Source organism: Streptomyces sp. NPDC017991 (assembly GCF_044328075.1).
GTDB lineage: Bacteria > Actinomycetota > Actinomycetes > Streptomycetales > Streptomycetaceae > Streptomyces.
This window is the reverse complement of sequence record NZ_JBIRGP010000032.1, coordinates 1-22,274: the sequence shown is the minus strand read 5'-3', so window position 1 is coordinate 22,274 and position 22,274 is coordinate 1. Positions and strand designations below refer to the sequence as shown.

At 66.4% G+C, this 22,274-nt stretch carries 20 protein-coding genes and 2 pseudogenes; 12 read left to right on the top strand and 10 right to left on the bottom strand.

Translation table 11 applies throughout. From position 1 onward, the window contains the following. Positions 1-145: 145 nt before the first annotated feature. Entirely contained in the window at positions 146-523 is a 378-nt protein-coding gene (locus ACH4DZ_RS44190) for a DUF6009 family protein (RefSeq protein ID WP_265650980.1), read from the top strand. Positions 524-770: 247 nt separating this feature from the next. Here the strand turns inward: ACH4DZ_RS44190 and ACH4DZ_RS44185 are convergent, their stop codons facing one another. Continuing rightward, positions 771-1,079: a hypothetical protein gene (locus tag ACH4DZ_RS44185; RefSeq protein WP_398295390.1), complete on the bottom strand. Its 309-nt coding sequence runs from the start codon at positions 1,077-1,079 to the stop codon at positions 771-773. A 1,335-nt stretch (positions 1,080-2,414) separates the two neighbouring features. Between ACH4DZ_RS44185 and ACH4DZ_RS44180 the strand changes: the two genes are divergently transcribed. From ACH4DZ_RS44180 to ACH4DZ_RS44170, 3 genes are all read left to right on the top strand, one after another. Next, a complete protein-coding gene (locus ACH4DZ_RS44180) occupies positions 2,415-2,546 on the top strand; it encodes a hypothetical protein (protein ID WP_398295388.1) in 132 nt (43 codons plus the stop codon). A 1,346-nt stretch (positions 2,547-3,892) separates the two neighbouring features. Further along, positions 3,893-4,927, top strand: a complete 1,035-nt coding sequence (locus ACH4DZ_RS44175; protein WP_398295387.1) for a ParA family protein — start codon at positions 3,893-3,895, stop codon at positions 4,925-4,927. Further along, positions 4,924-6,288 carry a hypothetical protein gene (locus ACH4DZ_RS44170; protein WP_398295385.1) on the top strand — a complete coding sequence of 455 codons (1,365 nt, stop codon included), beginning with the start codon at positions 4,924-4,926 and terminating at the stop codon, positions 6,286-6,288. Before ACH4DZ_RS44175 ends, ACH4DZ_RS44170 begins: the two co-directional genes overlap by 4 nt. Positions 6,289-6,851: 563 nt before the next feature. Here ACH4DZ_RS44170 and ACH4DZ_RS44165 read toward each other — a convergent pair. Further along, complete coding sequence (locus ACH4DZ_RS44165) at positions 6,852-7,655, bottom strand: nuclear transport factor 2 family protein (RefSeq protein WP_398295383.1); 804 nt, start codon at positions 7,653-7,655, stop codon at positions 6,852-6,854. Between the two features lie 141 nt (positions 7,656-7,796). On the opposite strand from ACH4DZ_RS44165, the gene ACH4DZ_RS44160 reads away from it, so the two are divergent. The 4 genes from ACH4DZ_RS44160 (at position 7,797) to ACH4DZ_RS44145 (ending at position 11,858) form a co-directional block, all read left to right on the top strand. Beyond that, the gene (locus ACH4DZ_RS44160) at positions 7,797-9,992 is read left to right on the top strand and encodes an ATP-binding protein (RefSeq protein WP_398295381.1); all 2,196 of its coding nucleotides are present in this window, start codon (positions 7,797-7,799) and stop codon (positions 9,990-9,992) included. A gap of 410 nt (positions 9,993-10,402) precedes the next feature. After that, positions 10,403-10,735 (top strand): hypothetical protein, encoded by a 333-nt coding sequence (locus tag ACH4DZ_RS44155; RefSeq protein WP_398295380.1) that lies wholly within the window; start codon positions 10,403-10,405, stop codon positions 10,733-10,735. A 197-nt stretch (positions 10,736-10,932) separates the two neighbouring features. Next, positions 10,933-11,451, top strand: coding sequence for a hypothetical protein (locus ACH4DZ_RS44150; protein ID WP_398295378.1), 519 nt, complete (start codon positions 10,933-10,935; stop codon positions 11,449-11,451). A gap of 53 nt (positions 11,452-11,504) precedes the next feature. Beyond that, positions 11,505-11,858, top strand: coding sequence for a DUF6281 family protein (locus ACH4DZ_RS44145; RefSeq protein ID WP_398295376.1), 354 nt, complete (start codon positions 11,505-11,507; stop codon positions 11,856-11,858). A gap of 178 nt (positions 11,859-12,036) precedes the next feature. Here ACH4DZ_RS44145 and ACH4DZ_RS44140 read toward each other — a convergent pair. From ACH4DZ_RS44140 to ACH4DZ_RS44120, 5 genes and pseudogenes are all read right to left on the bottom strand, one after another. Continuing rightward, a pseudogene (locus tag ACH4DZ_RS44140) lies at positions 12,037-12,318 on the bottom strand (4a-hydroxytetrahydrobiopterin dehydratase). A gap of 402 nt (positions 12,319-12,720) precedes the next feature. Then, positions 12,721-13,284 (bottom strand): HNH endonuclease family protein, encoded by a 564-nt coding sequence (locus ACH4DZ_RS44135; RefSeq protein WP_398295374.1) that lies wholly within the window; start codon positions 13,282-13,284, stop codon positions 12,721-12,723. Positions 13,285-13,383: 99 nt separating this feature from the next. After that, positions 13,384-13,713 (bottom strand): hypothetical protein, encoded by a 330-nt coding sequence (locus tag ACH4DZ_RS44130; protein WP_398295372.1) that lies wholly within the window; start codon positions 13,711-13,713, stop codon positions 13,384-13,386. Between the two features lie 1,193 nt (positions 13,714-14,906). After that, positions 14,907-15,683, bottom strand: a complete 777-nt coding sequence (locus ACH4DZ_RS44125; RefSeq protein ID WP_398295370.1) for a class I SAM-dependent methyltransferase — start codon at positions 15,681-15,683, stop codon at positions 14,907-14,909. Between the two features lie 97 nt (positions 15,684-15,780). Next, entirely contained in the window at positions 15,781-16,143 is a 363-nt protein-coding gene (locus ACH4DZ_RS44120; RefSeq protein ID WP_398295405.1) for a hypothetical protein, read from the bottom strand. On the opposite strand from ACH4DZ_RS44120, the gene ACH4DZ_RS44115 reads away from it, so the two are divergent. Further along, positions 16,034-16,621 carry a replication-relaxation family protein gene (locus ACH4DZ_RS44115; RefSeq protein WP_398295403.1) on the top strand — a complete coding sequence of 196 codons (588 nt, stop codon included), beginning with the start codon at positions 16,034-16,036 and terminating at the stop codon, positions 16,619-16,621. The genes ACH4DZ_RS44120 and ACH4DZ_RS44115 overlap by 110 nt on opposite strands. 659 nt (positions 16,622-17,280) lie before the next feature. Here ACH4DZ_RS44115 and ACH4DZ_RS44110 read toward each other — a convergent pair. After that, positions 17,281-17,403: a hypothetical protein gene (locus ACH4DZ_RS44110; RefSeq protein WP_398295368.1), complete on the bottom strand. Its 123-nt coding sequence runs from the start codon at positions 17,401-17,403 to the stop codon at positions 17,281-17,283. A gap of 251 nt (positions 17,404-17,654) precedes the next feature. On the opposite strand from ACH4DZ_RS44110, the gene ACH4DZ_RS44105 reads away from it, so the two are divergent. From ACH4DZ_RS44105 to ACH4DZ_RS44095, 3 genes are all read left to right on the top strand, one after another. Beyond that, positions 17,655-17,933 (top strand): hypothetical protein, encoded by a 279-nt coding sequence (locus tag ACH4DZ_RS44105; protein WP_398295366.1) that lies wholly within the window; start codon positions 17,655-17,657, stop codon positions 17,931-17,933. 25 nt (positions 17,934-17,958) lie between these two features. Continuing rightward, on the top strand, positions 17,959-19,647 hold the full coding sequence (locus ACH4DZ_RS44100; protein WP_398295364.1) for a hypothetical protein: 1,689 nt from the start codon (positions 17,959-17,961) through the stop codon (positions 19,645-19,647). A 767-nt stretch (positions 19,648-20,414) separates the two neighbouring features. Then, positions 20,415-20,600, top strand: coding sequence for a hypothetical protein (locus ACH4DZ_RS44095; protein ID WP_398295362.1), 186 nt, complete (start codon positions 20,415-20,417; stop codon positions 20,598-20,600). 62 nt (positions 20,601-20,662) lie between these two features. On the opposite strand, the gene ACH4DZ_RS44090 is transcribed toward ACH4DZ_RS44095, so the two are convergent. Next, on the bottom strand, positions 20,663-21,850 hold the full coding sequence (locus ACH4DZ_RS44090; protein WP_398295401.1) for a helicase associated domain-containing protein: 1,188 nt from the start codon (positions 21,848-21,850) through the stop codon (positions 20,663-20,665). A 159-nt stretch (positions 21,851-22,009) separates the two neighbouring features. Then, positions 22,010-22,093, bottom strand: a pseudogene (locus tag ACH4DZ_RS44085) (hypothetical protein); the annotation flags it as partial. Between the last annotated feature and the right edge of the window lie 181 nt (positions 22,094-22,274).

Below are 22,274 nucleotides of genomic sequence, written 5' to 3'. Positions count from 1 at the left end.
AGGACATCGCGCAGCGCTGTCTACGGGCGGCCACTACGCAGCGCAGGCGAGCCCCCTCTAGACTGATGGAGGTCGGCAGGCGCAGGTGCACAAAGCCTTAGCGGCCGAGCCGAGGAAAATAAGAACAGGAAGGGGTGCGGACACCATGAGCTCGCTACTCTCCGACATGGACGTCATCGGGGAATCCAAGATCATTTGGCTCGAGGACACCGCTACGTTGGAGTACGTGCGCCAGGCCGTTCACGGCACCCCCTACCGCAAGGGCAAGCCCTCCTTCGATGGCCTGGGCCGCTTGGTGGGTTATGCAGAACTTGCCTCCAGCGTAGAGCGGGACCCTGAGACCAGCCTCTTTCATCGCCGGGTCTTCTACCTGGTCCCTCACGACCGCGACAGCGCCCCTGACGGCGACTACCGGACCGGATCACCAGGTGAAGCCGTCGACCCGCAGACCGTGGACATCTGCCGGGCTGGGGAGAAGACTGATCGCTCCCAGGGGCGGGCGATAACTCCCGCTGGGGCATGAGGTAAGCCCCTTCCCAGCACCTTGCGCTTCATCTAGCGCCACAGAGTCCCGGGACCCCACGCACAGGGCCTGGGACTCCGTAAGTTGATCGTGTCCCACCAGGTTGTACGGTCACTGATCGAGCTGCTGGGCGTCGAAGCTGCCATGTGCCGTGGAGTTCGGCCAGGACGGCGGCGCCGAGTCGATCGAGGACTGCGGGGTGAGGGAGGACCTGGACGGTGTCGAGCCGGCGTTTGATTTTCCCGATTCAGCCGCCCCCCCCGTGGGCTGGTTGGCCAAATCTTCCTTCCAGTGGGCCGACAGGCGGCCCAAAGGCAGGCGTGCCGATCGCAGATTCCCGCACCATGGCCTTGAACCGGGATAACAGGCGTCCAAGGACATCGGCGACCAGGTCCAGCTGAGCGTAGACGGCCACGCTGGCCGTCCACGGGAAAATGGCGCGGATGGTCGCGGCGACCATCTCGTACAGGTCCAATTCGATCTCGCCGAAGATGTCTCCCCTGAAGCGAACTCGGCACCTCTGCCAGCCCATCCTGCCCTCGACCTCGGCGATCAACTCATCGATTTGGTCCTCGTGGGTATTGATAGGTGTTCGATGACGGTCGGCGGTGGTCCCACCTCACCCTCATACCTGCGGGTGAACGCCAGTGGGACCGCGTCGATCTGGTACGCGCCGCGGCCGCCAGTCCGCGGTGACTGTCGAAGACCATGAGCTGACCACGACTCAGGCCCGCAGACACTTAGGAACCTTGGCTTGAACGGCTTCGACTCGCTGTCGCCGATCAACAGCATGAGGACCTCATCGTGCCCGGTGACAGAAATCCCGGTGGTCGGAGGTGTGGTCCAACGGCCGTTCCCGAAACGCGCGCAGGGGGCATCGAGTTCGCCGCGGATCCGAGAGACTTCGCATGCGGAGACCCGGAACCGGCCGTAGGACCTGGACCCGGTCATCGACCGAATGGATCGAGCCCTCGCGCACGTATGCCGTCATCACCAAGGAAGAACAACCCCTTCCGCACCTTCGGAACCTTCTGGTCCCGGTCGCCGGCCTAGGTGATCAGCAGCCGGTCGCGAGGGCTGTGGCACCAGATGGCGAGCTGGTCGCAATGCTTACGTTGGGCGGCGCTGATGGTGTCCACGACTGCAGCTCCGACGAGGTCCTACAGCATGCGTTCACAGCATCCTGATCGTCTCAACTCTGTCGGTCGCACGGAGTGACGTCAGCAGCCGGACCCGGTCAGATCTGGATCAGGCCCTCATGCACTCCCCCGGTCGAACTGACCTTTCGTCAGGAAGGCTTGCGCGATGGCCTGCCTTTCGTCAGCGACCAGTCCCATGACCCAAGCTCGCAGCGGGTCCAGACAGCGCGCTCTTTTCCTGCCTGCGCGCCGTCCTTGGCCCGTTGCTGGCGCCGACTGAGAGGCGGACTGCTCTGCGCTGCCCGTTCTCGATTCTGGCCAGCCCCGCGGTGACCCTCGCCAGTTCTGCTCCTTTGCTGCTGCCTGCGCCTGGTCGGCGCCACTGTGTCTGATGCCGGTGATGAAGCAGCGACCTAGCACTTTTGAAAGCACGGGCAGGGTCAGCGCGTTCAGGTACCTGCTGGTGGCGGGTGGCGCACGGGCTGCGGCGGTGTGGTCTTGGGACCCGATGATGTCGGTGAACTGGCCCACGCGCGCTGCCCGCTGGAGTATGGGGAAGCATTGGTGTTCTTACCGGCCGCCTACTGCGACGCGTTTGATTTCCTTGGAGCTGTGCAGGACAGGACACGGGCCGGTCTTGCACGGTGCTCCACTCAAGTTCGGCGCTCGACTGTCCCGGGACGGCTACGTCGGCGCGGTCCTGCCGCGCTGGTACCTGTCAGAGCGAAACGGGCGGCGGGGTGGACGTGTGGGTGATTGAGGCATGGCTCACCGTCGTCCTCGCCAATGGCATCAGGTTCACGGAGCTGCGGCGGCTGGTGACCAGTGCTGGCTGCCGACAGGCACCCGACGAATGCCTGCGGCGGCTCTCACCACCGCGCTAGGTGGGGAGGCCTGCTCTGTCTTTCGCGGAGGGTCCCGGTTTTTGAGTATGGGATCTTTGCACGGGGCATGGCTACAGGCTCTCAGGGGCTGGAGGGGCTGAACGTTCGGGTTGCGGCGGTTCAAAGACTCGGTCCAGCACGGGGCGTGCCGGTGGTTGGCCGCTTTGTCTACTATCCAACCCTTACTCCTCTCATGGAGTAAGGGAGGCTAACGCGAGGCCGCTTGGTCAGCATGAGAGCAAAGATTCTCCGACTAGGCAACGAACGGGCAGAGGCGTAGCCCAGGTAGGACCTGGCGGCGACTTGCCGGACTGTGGCCTGGCTACGTGCAGGAGTGCCAGCCAGGCCACAGCCCTCACATAGCGTTTCAACGCTCTCGGCCGCGTCGAGCTGGCACCTTTGCAGAAGCGGCCAGCGTGCGTTCGGGCAGAGCCAAGCTCCGGATACGAGAGGTTCATCGGTCCCAGACGGAGTGAAGAGGCGAGGAATGTATGTGAACTTGTGAAGAGGTCTGGCGGCTTCGCGCACTATCAAGCCGACTCCGCGGCATCGGGGCCGCTGTAGGCGTAGTTGAGGATCTGCGTGATCTGAGGGCACGCATCGGGATCGCAGCATCAGAACCTGCTCGGTCAGCCCGTTGGTAAGCCCACATCCGCACGGTGTGACGTGAATTGCGTGCCGGCCTGAGAGGCGCGTTGCCGCGATCGCACTCGCCGTACGTGTAGCTCCGTCATCTCATCCGGGCCACACCACTGGCGCTTGCCTACATTAGCTACGAGTGAGGTGTGTGGTGCCTGATGTCGGTGCCTCGCTTACGCGGAAAGGATCACTCGGGCAGTCACTCTTACCCAAAATTTGACATGTACACGACAGATTTAGAAAGTAAAGAGACGGTAAAAGTGCCTCTGACCTGCAAGTTTCACAAAATCACATACTTTACTCACTTCATCACTCACCTCTCCAGAGGATCAAGCAGGCCAGCTGGCAGGCATTACTTCCTGTGTCTATTTCAAATTTCGAGTGATGCATTAAGTGATCTCAATAGCTTTCTCTCAATAGGCTCCTTTGGATATAAGAAGGATCCTATTTCTTCCGCTGTCCACAAGCCAGATAGGTACTGAGATCGAAAGTTAGATCAACTACGCGGTGCCGTGGGCATCCTGATGATGCGTGACTTTGTCACTGGATCGCATGTAGGATCCGCTACGAGCTGCGAGAGGCACGTACTCCAGCGATCGTTGAGTTACATCTGCATCGAGACGAACGTGCCACTACGCAAACCCTGCGACGGCGGAGAACCAGTGGAACTTCACACCTTCGAATCTCTTGCACCTCGGCTCAGAATCGTGAGTCAGTTCACCGCGATGACAGCACCGGATCGACTCCAGGAGCTGGTCGGGCAGCTACGCCCCCGACTGCGCAACGTCATTGGGGTCACGATCGGTAAGGGTGGCGAAGGGAAGACCACCACGGGCGTGAACCTTGGCTACATGCTGGCTCAGGAGCAGGCTCACCTCGCGGATCAGGGACATGAAGCGAAGCCCGTCCTGTACATCGAGCTAGACAGTAACGGGAACGGGCGCCTCGACCTCAAGATCCTCGGCGGTAAGTACGACGACGACGGATATGGCTTTGTTGGAGCAGTGACCGAGGACAAGGCTTTTACGGTAGTCAAGAACGTGAAGCCTTATCTGGACATGACGGTCGGAGGGGCGGCGAACGCGGGCCTCGCCGCAGAGATCAGCCGCCTGGCGGGAAAGCATGTGCAAGCGCCCTACCTCATGCTCGCCATGCTTCTTGCGCAGATCTCACACCACTACGCTTGGATCATCGTCGACTTCTCTCCTGGTGATGTGTCCGTCCAGCGTCTAGGTCTTGCGGCCGTCACTCACCTGGTAACGCCTGTCAAGAACTCCGACGACGCCATGCTTGGCGGCCTTCAGACGGTGGCGAACCTTGTCGCCGACGTTCGTCTCATCAACCCGGAGCTCGGAATCGCTGCGATCGGGTTCTTGGGCTTCAAGAAGGTTGCTGGTGAGGCAACCGGAGAACTCGACATTCTGCGTGTAAAGATTGAGCTGCTCCTTGAGGAGGCAGAACTCGATCCGAGCTTGGTGATGAGGGATCACATTCGGGACTCTCGTGGTCTGGCTACCGCGTGCCGTAACAACGGCATGCCGGCTCGCGAACTCGCCCTCGCCGCAAACGAGATGCTTATGGACGAGAAGGGCAATGCAGTACCTCGTCCTCGTTACACCAACAGCCGTCTGGTGGAGCCTGACAAGGCTTTGGACCTGGCCGAGGACTGGGCCACGTTCACCAGTGACGTGATCAAGCGCGTCATTGACCGCAACACCGAGCTCGAGGGAGCAGTAGCGTGACGTCCAGCAACAATCGAGCCTCCAAGAAGACTGCGTCTACGAAGTCCTCGGAGACCGCTGCAGAGAGGAAGACACGGCTAGCCAGTGAGAGGCGGGAAAAGCTTGCTGCCCAGATGCCGAAGTTTTCGCTCGCGGGGTTCAAATCGGAGGCGGCTTCTCCTGAGACCGCTGTACTCGAGCCCTCCGAGGACGGTAAGAAGGACACGGCGCCTCAGGTCACGGAGCCAGCTGAGAGCCCTGCCAATATCTTTGCTGGTTTCACGGGCAGTGATGGGGATGCCTCCTCGGGCGAGGAAGTGACCACAGAGCCCGTCGTTCCGGCGCAGCAGGACTTTCACAGCGTGCCCCACACGCAGCCGGTAGGGGCCGCGACGACGGCGGTGCCGTCTGCTGGCCCCGTCCCTCAGGAATCGACTGGCCTGGCGGAGGATTCCCCTTCATCCCGCTCTCTCTGGACTGAGGTCTCTGCAGAGGCTGCTCCGGCCGCACCGGAGCAGCGGTCTAGCCGCCTCACCCAGGGTCAGGAAGTGAACTCTGGAACTGTGTACACCACGGCACCTGGATTGCCCCGCGAGGACCAGCAGCCGTTTGCTCCTCCGCTGAGGCAGTCTGCGACCAGCAGTCCTGCACCAGCGCAGGGTACCGAGGTAGCTCACCGCTCCGACGGCCGAGAGGGCGGATATTCGATCTCGGTTTCCCAGCAGGGCGGTCCCATGTCACGTCGACAGCGACGTCCCCGCGTGGAACGGTTCGATCCGAGTCAGCGCCAGACCAGCCGCGAGGAAGCTCTGCGTGAGCTGCAGGCATCGGCTCCGCGCTACTCGGCACTGCTGGTCGCCTATCGGGTGGGACAGCTCAGTACTGTTCCGCACGAGAATCGGAACGTTCACCTGTACGGTGCGGCATTTGAGCAGCTCGCCAACCAGGGGACCAGCGACAAGGCTCTCTTCATGCAGCTCACGGGGCAGCGTCACAAGCTCACCCCTGCTCACTACGTCGATGCTGTTCTTGAGACTGCGCTGCGGCCGCTTGATCCCATGTGTGTGGATGAAGAGCTCATCGAAGACGAGAAGGACCATGTTGAGAAGCTCGCCGACATGGCCTTCGCATATCGAAGCTACATCCTCAACAATGAATACCTAGCTGGAATGCAGAAGCAGAGGTTCACCTGCACCCTTCGTCGGGACGTGAATACGAAGGTGAGCAGGATGATGGACCTCCTGAGTAGCATGCCGACCATAAAGATTCAGCCTTTCGAGATTATCAGCGCTGTGGTAGCTGACTACCTCAATGGGCTGCCTGATGAGCGGTCTCACGTGGAGTCCTTTTTCGCGAAGAGCACTGTGACGACATACCAGTGAGGCTCGTCGCGTGACGGACTTCCGGCCGTGCGGTAACGAATTCGCGGATGCAGTATGGAGTCGCCACCGCACGGTCAAGCCTCGGCTCGGGCCCCTCGACCTCTGGAACGCGTTCACGGCGGCGTCGTCCCGGCCGGCCACGTCGAGGAGAAGCAGATCGGGTTCGGACAGATGAGTTGTCTGGACGGGGGCACGTCTGTCAGTACGTGTTCGCACCCGTGGGGGAGCAGGTCCAGGTCGTACCGGTGGGGAAGTGGCTACGACGCCTCTCGTAGTCCTTCGTCTCCTGGCCGCAGCCTGTCACGAGCTCGGCGAGGGGTCGGTTACCGCCCAGGAGTAACGCTGTCGGCGGCGTCCGTGTCCGCCCGGCGGATTGCCGTGTCTCAGTCCAATCTGAGGCACAGGACGCAGACGTCCGGTCTCGGCCAGGGGTGCAGGTGAGGCACAAGGGCCTTTCTGGTCGCCGGCGCAGATCGTGCAACCCACACCGAGCCAGAGGGGCCCTCACCCACTTCAAGATCACAGGTCAGTGCTCGCTGTCACCAACCTTGGTGAGAGAACAGCTAGGCCAGCGCCGCGGCCAGGTGGATCAGCGATGCATCGAGTTCGTCGGCGGTGAAGATCGGCAAGCGAAGCAACTCTGCCGGGTGGGTGACCGCCGTCCAGTCGTAGGTTTGGGTCACCTCGGTGCGGCCGTCGTCGGTCGGGGTGAGTTTCCAGGTGAAGCGGTGCCCGGGCGGGCGCTGTCCGGGCTGTCCGGGGGCCCATCCGATGATCTGGTTCTCGGTGAAAGCGACGACGCGGTTCTCGATCCGATAGTCGCCGTGCTCCTCGCTGTGCATGGCCATGATGAAGGTGTCGCCGACGGCGGCGAGCGGCTGGGAGGTCTCGGCGTGCCGCAGTCTGCCGGTGGCGTCGAGTTCGGCGTGGCGGCGGGGGTCGCGGAGGACGGCGAAGATCCGTTCGGCCGGTGCGTTCAGTACCAGGGAGACGGTGGTGTGGGTCGGGCCCTCCACGGTTACCGGGTCGGGGTAAAACCGGGCCCAGGCGATCCGTTCGTCGCGGGTGGTGAGGATGACCGGACCGCGCAGCAGGACCGTCGCCCCGGTCGGAGCGGTGCCTCGATACTCCCACTCCGACCACAATTCGTCGCCGTTCTGGGCGTGGCGCAGGATCTCGACGTGGAGGTCGGGCAGCCCGGCCAGGATCCTCGTCCAGTTCGCGGCGACCTCGCCGGAACCGATGAATCCTTCGGCCGGTCGCAGAGGTCGTTCGGCGACGTAGTCCTCAGCGAAACAGCCAGCGATCCGTTCCGGGACGTGGGAGTTGATCGCGTCGCGCAGTGATTGAAGGGCCTGGGGGAGCATGGCGTGGATCTCCTAGCGGTGGTTCGTCCTGTCATGTCGATCATGAACATCGGAGGTGCTGCCCGACAACCGGAGACTGCCGGGACACTGCCGGGACACCGCCCGGACAGCCGTCCGGACCCGGCAGGCATAATCGACAGCGTGAACGATTCGGCGGGACCGGCACGGAAGACGATCAGCTTCGCGGCGCTCTTGCGGGACTTACGGGAGGCCAGGTCACTGACCCAGCAGGAGCTGGCCGCCGCCGCCAGGGTGTCCGTCGACGCGATCAGCGCGCTGGAACGCGGGCGACGGACCCAGCCCCAGCCGCACACCGTGCGGGCGCTAGCCACGGCGCTGCAGCTCCGCGACGCCGACCGCATGGCGCTGCTGTCCACCCTGGGCCGGGCCGGGGACGCGGCGCTCGAAATGCCGTCCCGCAAGCTGACGCCCCGCAAGCCGTCGCCGCCGAGCGTCGAGGTGATCGGGCGCGACGACGAGGTCGCGGAGATCGTCGCGGCCCTGGGCACCACGCCGGGTCGGCTGGTGACGCTCACCGGACCGGGCGGGGTGGGCAAGACCACCGTCGCCCTCGTAGCCGCTGATGCGATGGCCGCCGAGCGCCCGGGCGCCGTGTACTTCGCCGACCTCATCGACGTCACCGAACCCGACGACGCCCTCGCGGCCGTGGCCCACGCGGCGGCCTGTGCCGCCGACACCGTGACCGGACTCGCGGAGCATCTCGCCGGGACGTCGGCCCTGCTCGTGCTCGACAACCTGGAGCGCGTCACGGCCTGCGGCCCCCACCTGGCCGAGCTGCTCACGGCCTCCCCCGACACGGTGATCCTGGCCACCAGCCGCGTCCCGCTGCGTGTACGTCGGGACCGTGAGGTGCGTATCGCCCCGCTCGGTCCGAGCGCGGCGGAGCGGCTCTTCGGCGAGCGGCTGGCCGCCGCCGGGGCACCGCCCATGGGGAGGGCAGACGACAGTGCCGTCGCGCAGCTGTGCCGACAGGCCGACGGGCTGCCCCTGGCCATCGAACTTCTGGCCGCCGCAGCGGCCCGGCTGGGGCCGCGGGCGCTGCTTGAGCGGATCGACGCGCTCACGGAACTGCCCGTGGCTGGCCCACAGGACTTGCCAGCGCGGCAACGCACCATGGCGGCCACGATCGAGTGGAGCTGTCAGATACTCGGCCCCGCGGCCCAGCGCCTGCTCCCCCGGCTTGCCATGGTGCCGGGCAGCTTCTCCCTCGACACCGTCGACGCGATCGCCACGCCGGACGCGGCGGATGCGGTGGGGGCACTCGCCGAGTTGATCGAGCACTCCCTGGTGGCTTGTGCCGACGACACGGGGCCGACCACGCGGTACCGGCTGCTGGAACCGGTCCGCAGGCACGCCGTCGAGACCCTCGAACCGGCCGACCGGGAACACGTCCGTCGGGGCGTGGCCCGATGGGCGTTGCGGGCGGGACGCGAACATGGTGCGCGGATCCGGGGCCGCGGCGACATGACGGCGGTCGAGCAGGTCGAGACCGACCGCCATGTGTTGCGGCTCGGCTTCGACCACCTCGTCGGCACCCACCAGTACGACGACGCCGCCGAGCTGCTGTGGTCGGTGTGGCTGCCGCTGTGGATGACCGGGCACACCCACGAAGCCCTCGCCTGGACCAACCGCCTGCACGAGAACGACCTGAGCGAACATGGGCGGGCCCGCTGGCTGGTGGCGCGCGCCGGGTCCAATCGCGTCGCCGCGGATCTGTCCACCACCGCGCAGCGGGCGATGCGCCTTGCCGAGCGGATCGACGACGCCTCGCTGGCCGCGGAAGCAGCGATCTTCGCGTCGGCTGCGGCGCTGCGCCTGGAGGACTTCGACGGTTCACAGACTCTGCTGGCCAGGGCAGAGGTCCTGATGAAGAAGCGTCTTGATGTGGAGCGCGACGTGTGGGCGGCCGTGCACGTGCCGATCGGCTACGGCGACGGTGCGCTGTTGCGCGGCGACCGGGCCGCGGCGGTGCGGCACTGGCGGGCCGCAGCGGACACGGCGCGAAAGATGGGCAGCGAGTTCTCGGTCCCAGCGGTCCTCGCGGAGTGCGCGCAGGCCGCCCGCAGCGAAGGACGCCTGGACGACGCCGCCGTGATGCTCGCCGCCGCCGCCGAACTCTCCCCCCAGCAGGACGAGCGGCCCCGGACACACTTGGCGGGCGTGGCCGCAGCCGTGGCCGCCGACCTCGGTGACGTGGCATCAGCGCAATGGTGGGAGGGGGTGGCAAGCTCGGAACCAGTCCCGGACTCCGACCAACTCGGCCAACGGTTCCGGGAACTTGTCCGGCGTGCCGAGACCGTTTCAGGGCGGGACTGAGCCCGGCCGTCCGTCCGTACCGGCGCTGTCCGGTCGATGTCCGGTGGTCTCCCCCAAGCGAGGGGGCCAGGATCGTGTTCATCGGGTCGGCCGCCCCTGCGGGCCGACCTCCGTCGACCCCGAGGCCCCCCATGACAACCGCCCCATCGTGCTCGCCGCGACCCCACTCACCGGTCACGTCTGGCCGATCCTGAACCTCGCCCGCCACCTCGTCGCGGCCGGACGACAGGTCACGGTCGTCAGCGGCAGCCGGTTCGCGCGGCAGGCCGACGCAGCGGGGGCGGCGTTCGTCCCGCTGGCCGGACCCTCCGACTTCGACGACCGCCACCTCGGTGAGCTGCAGCCGTGGCTGCACGAGCTGCCACCGGGCCCGGTCTTCTTGGAGGGCCGTGTTCGGCTGGTTCACCGACATGGCACCAACGCAGGACGCCGTGCTGCAGGAGGTGCTGGCACAGCAACCGGACGCCGCCGTCATCCACGAGGCCGCCTTCTACGGAACGTGGCCGCAACTGCTGGGCGCACCCGGGACCCCGCCACGGCGCACCGTCGGCCTCGGGATCTTCCCTCTGACCCTCGGCGGGGCCGAGCTGACCATGATGGGGCCTCCTTCCCCGCGCACCGGGCTCGACGTGCAAGGAGCGGCTGCGGCGTTCAACGCCGACTCGCCGCCCAGCTCGCCGGCGCCACCGCGCACGCCCAGCAAGTCATGGCGGGACTGGGCGCGACGGCCACACTGCCCGTGATCAGCGACGCACAGATCCTGCTGTCCGACGTGTTCGCGGAACCGGACACCGTCGTCGACTCCGCTGACACCTCGGAGGGCGCCGAAGTGGCCGACGTCGACGTTGCCGCTGCACTTCGGCATGCAGCGACGGCGCGAACTCGACGGCCGACCGCAAGGAGTACGGCACCTACAACTGGTACATCGGCGACGGGGGGGATGCCCGGGGCGCTGTCCCGTGACGACGCCATGTGGGCGTTCAGGGACGCGATCGACAACATCACTGACAGCCACAACAACTGCGGGTACAGCGACACGGTGGGCGCTAAGGCGAACTGGCTGGCCAAGACCAGCCGTGAGGCGAGCGTCAACAGCACGGGCCAGTGCACCGTCCAGGACGAGCTGAGCGTGTGGGACGCGGGGAACCTCAAGAGCAGCGCCGTCGCGACGACCTGCTCGTACACCTGGTCCATGCCCGGGATCAAGAATGACCTGCGTGAGGCCGACGTCCGTTTCAACACCCACGACTTCGACTTCACGAACAAGCCGACCAGCAGCTGCTCGAACGAATACGACATCCGCTCCGTCGGTACTCATGAGGCCGGACACATCTTCGGGCTGGGACACGTCGGGGCGGGGCACTCGAACCTCACCATGTATACGAACTCGTTCACGTGCAAGACGATCGCCAGGACCCTCGGCAAGGGAGAAGTCCTGGCCCTCCGTGGCATCTACTAGGAGAAGCAATGAGTCGGCCGGGGCGAACCACACGACTACCTCTCGTGGCAACCATGATGATCCTGGCTGTGGCCTGCACATCGGAGAGCAGCAGTGACGGAGGCGAGGAGGCGGCATCCTGCGCCTACCGTGTCCTCTACCAGGACCGCACGTACCGGGATGTCGCGAACGTGGAGTTCGCGGCGGGAGAGAAGCTCGGTTCCGCCACCATCCCGCCGTGTGAGGACACCGGTGGCCAGGACAAGGAGGAGGAGTCCGGAGAGGCAACCACCGCCTACGCGGTGGACGGCATCTCTCCCAAAGTGGCCGTCGCCGTCGGTGACAGCCCCGACGACACCACCCTCGTGGCTGCCTACTCGGGCAACAAGCTCCCCCCGGAGATACAGGAACTGATCGACGGGTCCTGATGTCGGCCGCGTCCACGCCACCGTCCAAGCGCCGTGGACGCGGCCTTCGGCCTCCGACTCCGTGCCCAGGGACCCATGCGAGTACGGAGAACAGGAGCCCCTGTCGTGTCGGTTTCAGCAGCGCGTTCTGAGCGAAAGGGTCCACGCGACAGAGCAGGGGTTCTGGTCGTGGCCGGAGTCAGGGAACGAGGGGTTCTGCCATGTGCGCGCTCGCGATGGTGTCGATGCATTGGGCGAGGTCGACGTCCGCAGCCGTCAACTTGTGCCCGGCATAGTGGGTGGTGATCGCGAACCGCACTGTCCCCACCGCAGATCGATGTCCGTGTGATGGCCAATCAGCCGCTCGACGTCCGCCACATGCACGATCATCGCGACGCATGCGTGGTAGCGGATGCCGTAGCTTCGCGTGATCTCGTTCACCTTCGCGGTGCCAGCTGTGGAACGTCACGTAATTTCCCATCAGCAGTGGCAACTACGCCTCGGCCGGGAGTCCTTCGGTGCCGCGTCCTGCGCAGCGGCTGAGCGGCTGAGCCCTACACCCTGCCCGAGGATGTGGTGGAGTGGATCGAGGCGCTCGCTGCTCTTCGCAGGGACACGGCCAACCCGAGGATCGCTCCTTTCCTTAAACAGATCGCCCTTGCCTGCGAGAAAACCGCCGACGCACTGCGTGACGCTGAGGCGGCGGCGCCTGTGCCGGACGTGGCCGGGACGGCTGCGCAGGCAGGGGACGGATGACGTGCGCGGTCGCTGCGCACCGTTGCGCAGCGCTGTCCCACTCGATGCCGGCCGGGGTGACCAAGTCCCCCCGCCGGTCTTTGAGGTGACCGTGATCGACGGGGGGAGGGCCCGCCCCTTGGGGTGGTCAGGGGGCGGGTGTGTAGGTGATGTCGGTGTCGGAGCAGCCGTCCGTGAGGTTTTTCAGCGCCTGGTGCTCGGCCGTGTCGACGGACAGGTTCCAGGACAGCTTCACCGGCACCCAGTACGCCAGGTACCTGCAGCGCACGGACTCCTCGGGCAGCCATTGGGCGACGTCCTGGTCGCTCTTCTGCCGGTTCGAGCGCTGGCTGACCGCTTCCAGGTGCCGGGGGTCGTCCTGGTAGTTGGCGTAGGCGACACGGCGCTCACGCGTCCACGCCTTCGCCCCGCTGTCCCATGCTTCGGCCAGCGGGACGACGTGGTCGATGTCGGTCTGGGTCACTTCCTGGCCGTCGTACCAGGAGAACCAGGTTCCGCCGGTCAGGGTGCAGCGGCCGAACACGGCCGGTGCCTCGACGGCTTCGGCGAGCAGGACCTCCGCCCGGGTGTTGCAGCCGTCCCGGTCGGCGTCAATCCAGCCGGAGCCGAACTCGCGGGCGCGGTCGTAGCCGGTGCGGTCCTCCACGGCCACGTCCAGCCGGCCGATCGCCTCACCGAGCGGCACCGTCACCTTCGCGGCCTTGCACGGCGCCGTGCGCCAGGAGGGGGCCGGTCTACGTGGTCACCGCCAGGACGGCGGCGGTCAGCCAGCAGCGGCGCACCCGGTGCCTCATGACTGGTCGCGCTCGTTGACGCGGTGCAGGTACAGCTGCTTGCCGTACTTCTGCTGAAGCCAGATCCTGCGGCTGTCCGCCACCGTGTCCAGGCGCAGGTTGTCGAACTTGTGGACGCTGCCGTCGGACGCGTGGACGGAGACGCGGACGCGTTCCAGGCACAGCGCCGGATTGCTGCCAGCGTCCTCCACCCGCAGGTAGGCCGGATACAGGGAGAGGTCCTCGGTGTCGAGCTGGGGCTTGCGCGGGTCGTTGTACTCGCCCTCGACCACCGGCATGACGGTGAAGTTGCCCTCGGTATCGTCCTCCTGCTGCTCCCCCAGCACGAGACCTTCTTCGTGCCCTTGTCGAAGTCGTCGGCGTTGCCGGAGTCCAGGACGAACTCGCGGCCCGCGATGCCGAGGTACACCCAGTCGTCCGACCCTGCTTCAGACAGGTTGGCGACCTCGATCTTCACCCGGATCTGCGTAATGTCTGCCATGTCAGTTCCCTCTCCGCCGTGTGCTGTTGGCGCGGGCCGTCCCTTTCGCCGGTACCGCTGTGGTGGAGAGAGGGATTCCGCTTCTTCGTCAACGGTCACAGCCGGGCCCGGCCGGGTCATTGCCCCGGAAGAGGGGAGAGCCAGGCGTGTCGGAGCACATCGGCGGACAGGACAGACGGCCGGGGCGGCTGTACCACCGGCGGGCGGCCCGGCGCACCCGGATCACGTCCCCGAACTGCTGACGGTGCTACCGCTGTTGGCCCGGCACGTGACCTGGGACCTGCAGGAGTTCCCGGAAGTCGAGAGTCGCCTGTTGCGGCAAGGGCTGCGCTGGAGGTTGCGCGGGGGAGTTGCGGCAAGTGTTGCGCAGGGTTTCGTGTTGTCGCAGGTGACCACGCGGTTCCGGCCCTGACATCCCCTCTACGACCGCTTTTTCCGCCTCCTGACCCCTCGGGAGAGATGAGGAGGGAGGGAGGCAGGAAACGGCGGCCGAGGGGACCGGGCGGCTCGTGCTACCCGCCGCGCGGTCTGGCCGGAGCCCGGACACCGCGTCATTTCAGACGCTTCGTACTGGTGAAGAGGCGGTATTGCTGGTGTGCAATCCTCTGGCCTCACCGGGCTGGCATCGCCTCGTTGATGTCGAACTTCGCCTGTAGGTGATCGCAACCGAACGGTGCCGTTCCGGCATGTACGGGGCATGAGAACACGGCGCAGCGTACAGAGCCCGCGTCCTTTACGGCGGCTTGATCGTCACGGGGAGCTCAGCGGAAGAGTCCAAAAGGATATGGATGTCGGAGACGGTGACCTGCGGCGCTGGCCTGTCGACGGTCGGTTCCATGGTGTGACGCTCCTCCGGCTGATGGTTGAGTCAGCCTATGTCCGTTGCGGCGACAATCTTCAGTGTCACAAACCGGCCTTGGCCAGGCTTCAGCGGCAACCGGTCAAGACTCCGTCCGCCTCGCCACCACCCGAGCACGCGCTTAGGGAACCCGCCAAGGCTGGCTGACACCTGCCCTCCCATGCCGAGAGATGGGTCACCTACTCATCGGCGCGGGCCACGAGCAGCGGCTGGAAAAAGCCCGTCTCCTGCGGCATCCGCCACTCGGGGTTGGCAAACCCGGCCTCGATTGCGAGGCCGGCCAGCCGGTCCTGGCCGAGTGCCCAGTAAGTAGTACGGCGGACCTGGACGCGCCATTCTCCGTCTGCCGGAAGGAGTTGGAAGTGCTCCAGGTCGTAGTGCTCGCCGTCGTCGTGCCAGTGCCAGAGCTGGAAGGTGACGGTTCGTTCTTCGCCGTCGGCGCAGTCGACGTTCCTGTGGACTTGTGGAGGCGTTGAAGCTGGGCGGTCGCGCAGCAGGTCGTCGTAGTGGCGTGTGCTGACCGGCAGCAGGCCGTCGGGACGCAGCACGCGGCGCATCTCGGTCAGGGCGGCGTGCACATCCTGCTCTGTCAGCAGGTGAGGCAGCGAGTTGTCGGCGCAGACGACCGTGTCGAACCGGCCATCAGGAAACGGGAGGCGTCGCATGTCGGCAGCGGTCGTGCGCAGGCTCAGGTTCCGGCTGGCGGCCTCACGGGCAGCGCGGGCGGCGGCGCGGGGGCTGACGTCGGTACCGGTGACCCGGTGCCCGCGCAGTGCCAGGCCGATAGCCTGCGTGCCGATGCCGCAGGAACAGTCGAGGACCGCCGCGCGATCTTGGCCGATCAGGGCGTCCAGGGCGCCCCCCTGCCGACGGATGCTCGCGTCCCAGTCTGCATAGATCAGGTGGTAGTCATCAGCCAGTTCGTCGTAGAAGTGCGCCACCGATGTCTCGGGCATGGCCCGAGATTACTGTGCCTGCTTCCCTCGAAGTGCCGGTCATCCCCGTGATCGGCAGGAACGCCCTCACTGACGGCAGCTGCGAGTGCGTTGATCGTCAACTGCTTCTGAAACTTGGTGCGGCCCGTTCGGGTGCCCCGGACGCGATGGCCGTGAACGAGACGGTCATCGCCATCACCCGCACGACCCCGGAGCCCACCTGCCCGGTACGCCGCACCACTGCCCGGCCGGCTGTGGAAACAGCCGCCGTCGTCATCCCTGCCGCTCGGGCGGAGCTTCCCGCCGCGCCCGCCGTGCCTGCCGCTCCGGCCGGGGTGGGTTCGGTGAGTTCCTGGTCGACGGAGGTGGCGATGGCGTTGCCCAGCGCGGGCCGTAACCGTGCCACCGTGCAGACGGATGCGGTGCTGCATGCGCCGGAGGCGGGTGTGCCGGTGTTGCTGTTCGAGGTGGACAACTGCACGGAGTCCGCGGATGTGCTGGTGGCGAAGTTCGACCGCTACCGCCGGTTCTTCCGCCAGAAGACCAAAGACCACCAGGGCCGCGAACTCCCCGTATGGCGCACCCTGTACCCACCGACCTTCCGGGAGGGCTTTCCGCCGGTGGCCGTGGTGTTCAACCCCGGTATCCGCACCGGCGAGCAAGCGTTGAAGAACCGTATGAACCGCGTCCTGGACCTGACCCGGGAGTTCTGGTCTGGCAGCTGGCAGCTGGCAGCTGGGAGCTGGGAGCTGGGAGCGTATGAGCGGCCCGTCGGGGGATCCGGCCGACGGGTACCGCGGCTACGGCGACGCGATCCCGCTGCTGTTCACGACCCTGCCCTACCTCCAGGACGAGGGGCCGCTCGGGCCGGTGTGGTGGCGGTGCGGCCACCGCCGGTGGGAGACCCTCACCGATGCCCTCGCCAACGGCGACGACATCGAGGCCTGGCACCGCCGTGACGAGGAACGCCGACGCCGCAGGGAAGCCGAGCGGGAAGAAGCCGAGCGCGCCCGAGAGCAAGAAGCCGAACACCGCAGGACTACCTGGGAGAACAAACCGCAGGACCCCTAGCCGGCCCTCCCGGTCCCGCCCCCGTGTGAACGGTGCGGACGCCCCATCACCGGACCGTTCGGCGCCGACGACGCCTTCACCCCACCTGATGGCCGCCACTGTCCCAGCTGCCGAACCGACCTCCGCCAGCAGCCCATGACGCTGCGCCAGGCCCTGTTCGGCAAGCGCCCCGGCACGTAGCCGCCCACAGCGAACTGGAGGCCGGCTCCGGCAGTCCGGGTCCGGCCCGACGCCACGTCGTGGGAGACAGCTATGGGGTGAGGGCCCAACGCCATGACGGGTGTTGGACCCTCGGAGACTACGCAGCCGCTGTGAGGAAGTGGGTGCGGGCTACTTCGTCAACGACGCTGTCGGCGGTTGGACACGCTGTTGACCGCTCAACAGAAAGCAGTGTGGGTCCGTGCCTGCTCCGACAGGCACGGACCCACATCGAACCTACCCGGCACTGTGTCGGGGCACGGGGATCTCGGGTTCCACTCCGGTGCCGACGCGACAGGCAAGCGGATGAGTCTGGGGGCCGCCTGGAAGGAGGCCCCCAGATGGGAAATTAGAAGGAGAGCTGGCCCAGCAGCCAGGCGATGCAAGTTCCGGCGGCACCGGAGACGAGGCCGCCCAGGACGGCGTAGATCAGGGCCAGGCGCTCGGGGCGCGTCAGGCGCTTACGGGACATGGGACCTCCATGGGTCGCGATCAGCGGGTAGGTAGCTGGCCAGCTCGCTCCCCACACTCGGCCCCGCACAAAGATCGACTCCCAGTTGCGACGGGCGCCCCGCCTGCGGCGGTATCGGTGCTGTTCAGGCCGTACCCGGGGCCGGAGCGGGGGATGATGGTGCGATGAGTCGCGATAAGGGGGGCGGGCCCACCAGGCGGCCGCGGAGGCTGGAGCGGGCACGGGTGAAATGGCCCCGCCCGTTACGGGAATTGAAAGATCTGCTGTACGAGGCGTATCTGGCGGCGGACGCGCCGAGCCTGGACGACATGACTGCGGACATCGAGGCCGACGACAACCTGGCGGGGGCGTCGAGCCGGGACACCATCAGCCGCATCATCAGCTCCCCGAACCTGCCGCCCAGCCAGGCCGACGCGGTCTCCGTGGCCATGGTGCTCGCCCGCCGCGCCGCCTGGAACGAGGGTGATCTGGCCGCGCGGGTGCGCAAGCTGTGGACCGAGGCCGGGATGTATACCCCTGCGGGTCGGTGACCTGCTAGTCCTGGACCATCTGGAGGTGCACCCGGCCGTTGACGTCGGCGCTGCCATCGACAGGCTGGGCGCGCTCCCGGCCTACGTCACTCGGGAGTTCGACGCGCGGCTGGGTTCGGTGGTGTTCGCCGCCGCGGGCGGGCAGAGCGGCATCGCGGTCCTGGTCGGCGGGTCCTCCACGGGCAAGACCCGGGCGTGCTGGGAAGCGGTGAAGCAACTGCCGGACGGATGGCGGCTGTGGCACCCGATCGAGCCGGACCGCCCCTCAGCGGTGATCGGGCAATTGGACCTTGTGGCGCCGCGGACCGTGGTGTGGCTCAACGAAGCTCAGTACTACCTCCTCGACCAGGAGCACAACGCGCAGGTCGCCTCAAGCCTTCGTGAGCTGCTGAACGACCGCGAGCGCGGCCCGGTGCTGGTCCTGGGCACCATCTGGCCCGAGCAGTGGGACGCACTCACCTATGTCCCTGCTCCCGCGACGGGGCCGGACCCGTACTCGCAGGCCCGCCAACTGGTCACGAACAAGAGCATCACAGTCCCCGAGGTCTTCACCGCCGACGAACTGAAGACCGCAGAGGCCACCGCCGCCAGCGACCCCCGCTTGGCCGAAGCCCTTCGACACTCGGACCAGGGACAGGTCACCCAGTATCTGGCTGGCGTCCCCGCCCTGATCGAGCGGTACCGCACCGCGCGCCCGGCGGCGAAGGCGCTGATCGAGGCCGCCATGGACGTCCGCCGCCTCGGTCACGGCACCGCCCTGCCCCTGGCTCTGCTGGAAGCCGCTGCCGAGGGCTACCTCACCGACACCCAGTGGGACCTGCTGGACGACGACTGGCTCGAACAAGCCCTCGCTCATGTCGCCCGCCCGGTGCGCGGCACCCGCGGCCCGCTGACCCGCATCCGCCCTCGACGCGGCCAAGCCGCCCCTGCCCAGCCCCACTACCGCCTCGCCGATTACCTCGAACAACATGGCCGACGTTCCATCGGCACCGTTCCTACGGCTCCCGACGCCCACGATGCTCCCGTCGTCCCCGTGCCGGCTCACACGTGGGACGCTCTGATTGATCACGGCACTCCCGCAGCCCGCGCATCACTCGCCGGCGCCGCCCACGCCCGTGGTTTCCTCCGCATCGCCATGCGCCTCTACCGGGGCGCCGCCGAGGCCGGCGACACCCGTGTGCTGAGACCGGCGGCCGACCTCCTGCGGGTGGCTGACCGGGTGGAGGAGGCGATCGCCTGGTACCAGCGCGGCGCCGAGTCCGGCGACGTTCTCGCAATGGGGTGGGCGGTCTTGCTGCTGACGAGGCGCAGCATGACGGACGAAGCCTTCACGTGCCACCAGCGTGCTTCCGAGGCAAGTAATTCCGCCCCCTTGGGGATGGACGCCCTGCTGGAGAAGATGGAACACATCGAGGCTGCGGATGCGTGGGTCCAACGCAACATCGTCGACGGCGCGAGGGTCACCACGGAGTGGGCCCCTCTGATGTTGAGGGACGACTATGCCTGGCTGTTGCAGAAGCCCACACGAGTAGCCGAAGCCTTGGAGCGGCTGCGGGTCCACGCTGAAGCAGGCAACACCGGCGCCATGACGCTGGTGGCCGATCTTCTGCACGCGGCCGGACGGGTGGAAGAGGGGAGAAGACTGAGGCGGTACGGCTGGGAGCCGAAGGGATGGATAGCGGAGCAGTGGGAGGTTCCGCTGCCAGGTGAATGAAGGCGGCGGTCGGAGGATCCGACCGGGTTTTGGCGGTAGGGCTGCGTTCTTGATGCCGGTTCCGGTCTCAAGCTGGGGTTGGCGATGAGGTCGATGGCACCAGCTGGCTGCGCGAGCGAGCTGATTTTGGATCGGGTTCTCACACGACAGAGGGGCCGATCACGGATCGGCCCCTCTAAGCAGCGCTGATGCGCTCTGCTGCCTCGATCTCTTTGCCGGGAGCGAGAGGCAGCGTTTTCCCAATGAGCACAGAACCAAAGGGAAGCCAAAGACGCCCTAACCGACCGTCATAACCTGTAACAGTATGCGACGGCAAGCATTCTGTACGTGACTACTGTAACTACCCACATCACTTCGGCAGAGCGCGCGGGAAAAGGGCCTCAGCGGAGTTGTAGCAGGTCAAAGCGATCGCCACAGATTTTTTGGTGATTCTAGTCACATGTGATCGCGCACACTCGAACGAAGGTAAACATAAGAAAACAACATTCCCGAGCGTTCGATCGCGCATGAACGAACGAACGTGAACAGCTGCTCGAACAGTCGCGACAGGACGATCCTCGCGCGAAGACCGTGTGCTTGCTCACATTGCTCCGCGTCAATGTGCTCTGACCTGCAGTGACGGGACGCCATCCCCCAAAACGGTCCCCGGAGGGCCGTTCCACCAATCCGGCGTCCACGACAATGGTCCCCACAGTCCTACCCGATCTCTGCCGGGAGCGGGGTCGGACTGGTCAGGTCCCAATGAGCACAGACCAAGGAGGACGTACATGAGCGTCGGGCGCGAGACGCCCGCACCGAAACGCAATCCGAAGAAGCTGAAGAAGATCCGCGTCCAGATCGGCGACGATCTGGACGTGAACGTCGGCTTCTACGTATCCCCCCGGGCGATGGCCCTCTTCTGTACGGCCATCGCGGCCTGCGGAGGATACGGCGGGTACCTGGTTCAGCGCTAGGGCGGCATGGCCGCTGCAGCCGTTGACGCTGCAGCGGTCCGCCCCAAACAACCGCTGGCCACCTACCAGCGCATGCCGAGCTCATCGAGCGCCTCACGGCGCTCAAGGCTCAGCTTGGCGGCCCGGCGCCGGCTGTTGTCCACGAACGCCCCGAGCTTGACCGGCTCGCCGTCCACGAGTTCCAGGTGCTTGCGGGCCGGGCGCAGGTGCCCCTCGCGTGCGTGGAATTGGCGTGCGGCGGTGAGGTTGGTGTTCCACCGCTCGTCCTGAGACCGCCGCACCGGCACCACGACATCGTCGTCCGCGGGTGGTTCGATGCCGAGGGTCTCCAGCAGGTACTGCTGTGCGGGCATCAGCCGCTCCCACCCCGCCCGCTGGCCGGCGACCCACACTCCGAGGTCTTCGCCCTGGACGATCAGTTCGCCCGCCCTGTTGGGCAGGGCGCCGTCGGCTTTCATGTGGATGAGGGTGAGTCGGTAGCAGCGCTGCCAGCTGATCTCCCACGCCGGGCACCACCCGGGATCAACCTCTGACAGTGCCTCCTGGCGGGCTTCTGAGAGCTCTCCGGCGTACGGGACGCTCGTTTCCCCGGCCTCGCGCCGCGCGGCGTTCTCAGCCGCCTTGCGGGCCGCCGCGCGCTGGTTCTTCATCCAGGTCCCCAGCGGGAACGACTCCCAGACGACCGTCGCAGCAGGCAGGCAGTGGTGATGCACGGCCGCGTAGGAGCGGGCGACTTCGAGGCCGGCGTCCCACGCCGACGCATGGACCGACCACACCATGCCAAGCCGTTCCAACTCCGCGACCCGCGAAGCCTCCAGCGTCCCGGCCGCGTAGTACCGGCGTTGATCTGCCGTCCACACCCCTAGCGGATGCGAGCCGGCGGATCTCCAGTCCTCCGGGGTGACGTACGTGAACGGCACCCGCAACTCGCTGCTGCCGGTCTCACGCAGCCACCTGGTGGCGGCCTCGATGCCACGCAGCCAGTACGCACCCTCCGGATCGATGACACGCAGCTGCACGAACCGTGTCAGCGCAGCCGGGTCGCGCTCCTCACTGAACCGCAACACCCCCGCAGCCCGCTCGGACACCCGCGCCGCCGCCCGGTCGACGTCGCCCTTGTCCCCACCGTCCGGCAGATCGTCCTCGTCGCGGTCGTCAACCGTCGGGAGGCTGTTGCGCAGCCGGGGGTCTGCGAGAGCCTCGATCGTCTCCGCATCGTGCGCCCGCAGGGCTCCGAGGATCTTACTCAAGGCCGTATAGGCATCCGACGTGAGCAACTCATTCGGATCTTCACCCGGCCCGAGAAACACCGGAACAACCAACGTGGCGAGCTTCCCGTGATCCGGATTCAGCCGCAGAGCACGCCCGACCATCTGCACAATGTCCACCATCGAACCACGCGCATCCGAGAAAAGAACCGCGTCACATTCGGCAGTATCGACACCTTCTCCGAGAACCCGAACCGAAGAAAGAACACGCAATTCCGCGCGCACGTTCTGGCCGTCAAATGGAGGCCCTCCGAGAAAGTCGGACGCAAATTCATCGAGAACGGCACGGCGGTGTCCGGGAGCATGCTCGCCGTAGAGCCAGTCCGCCCACACCTGCCCTGTGGGCGGGTAGGTGTCGGGGTCGTCCTCGGCGAGCCGGGCCGCGACCGCCGACACCGACACGGCC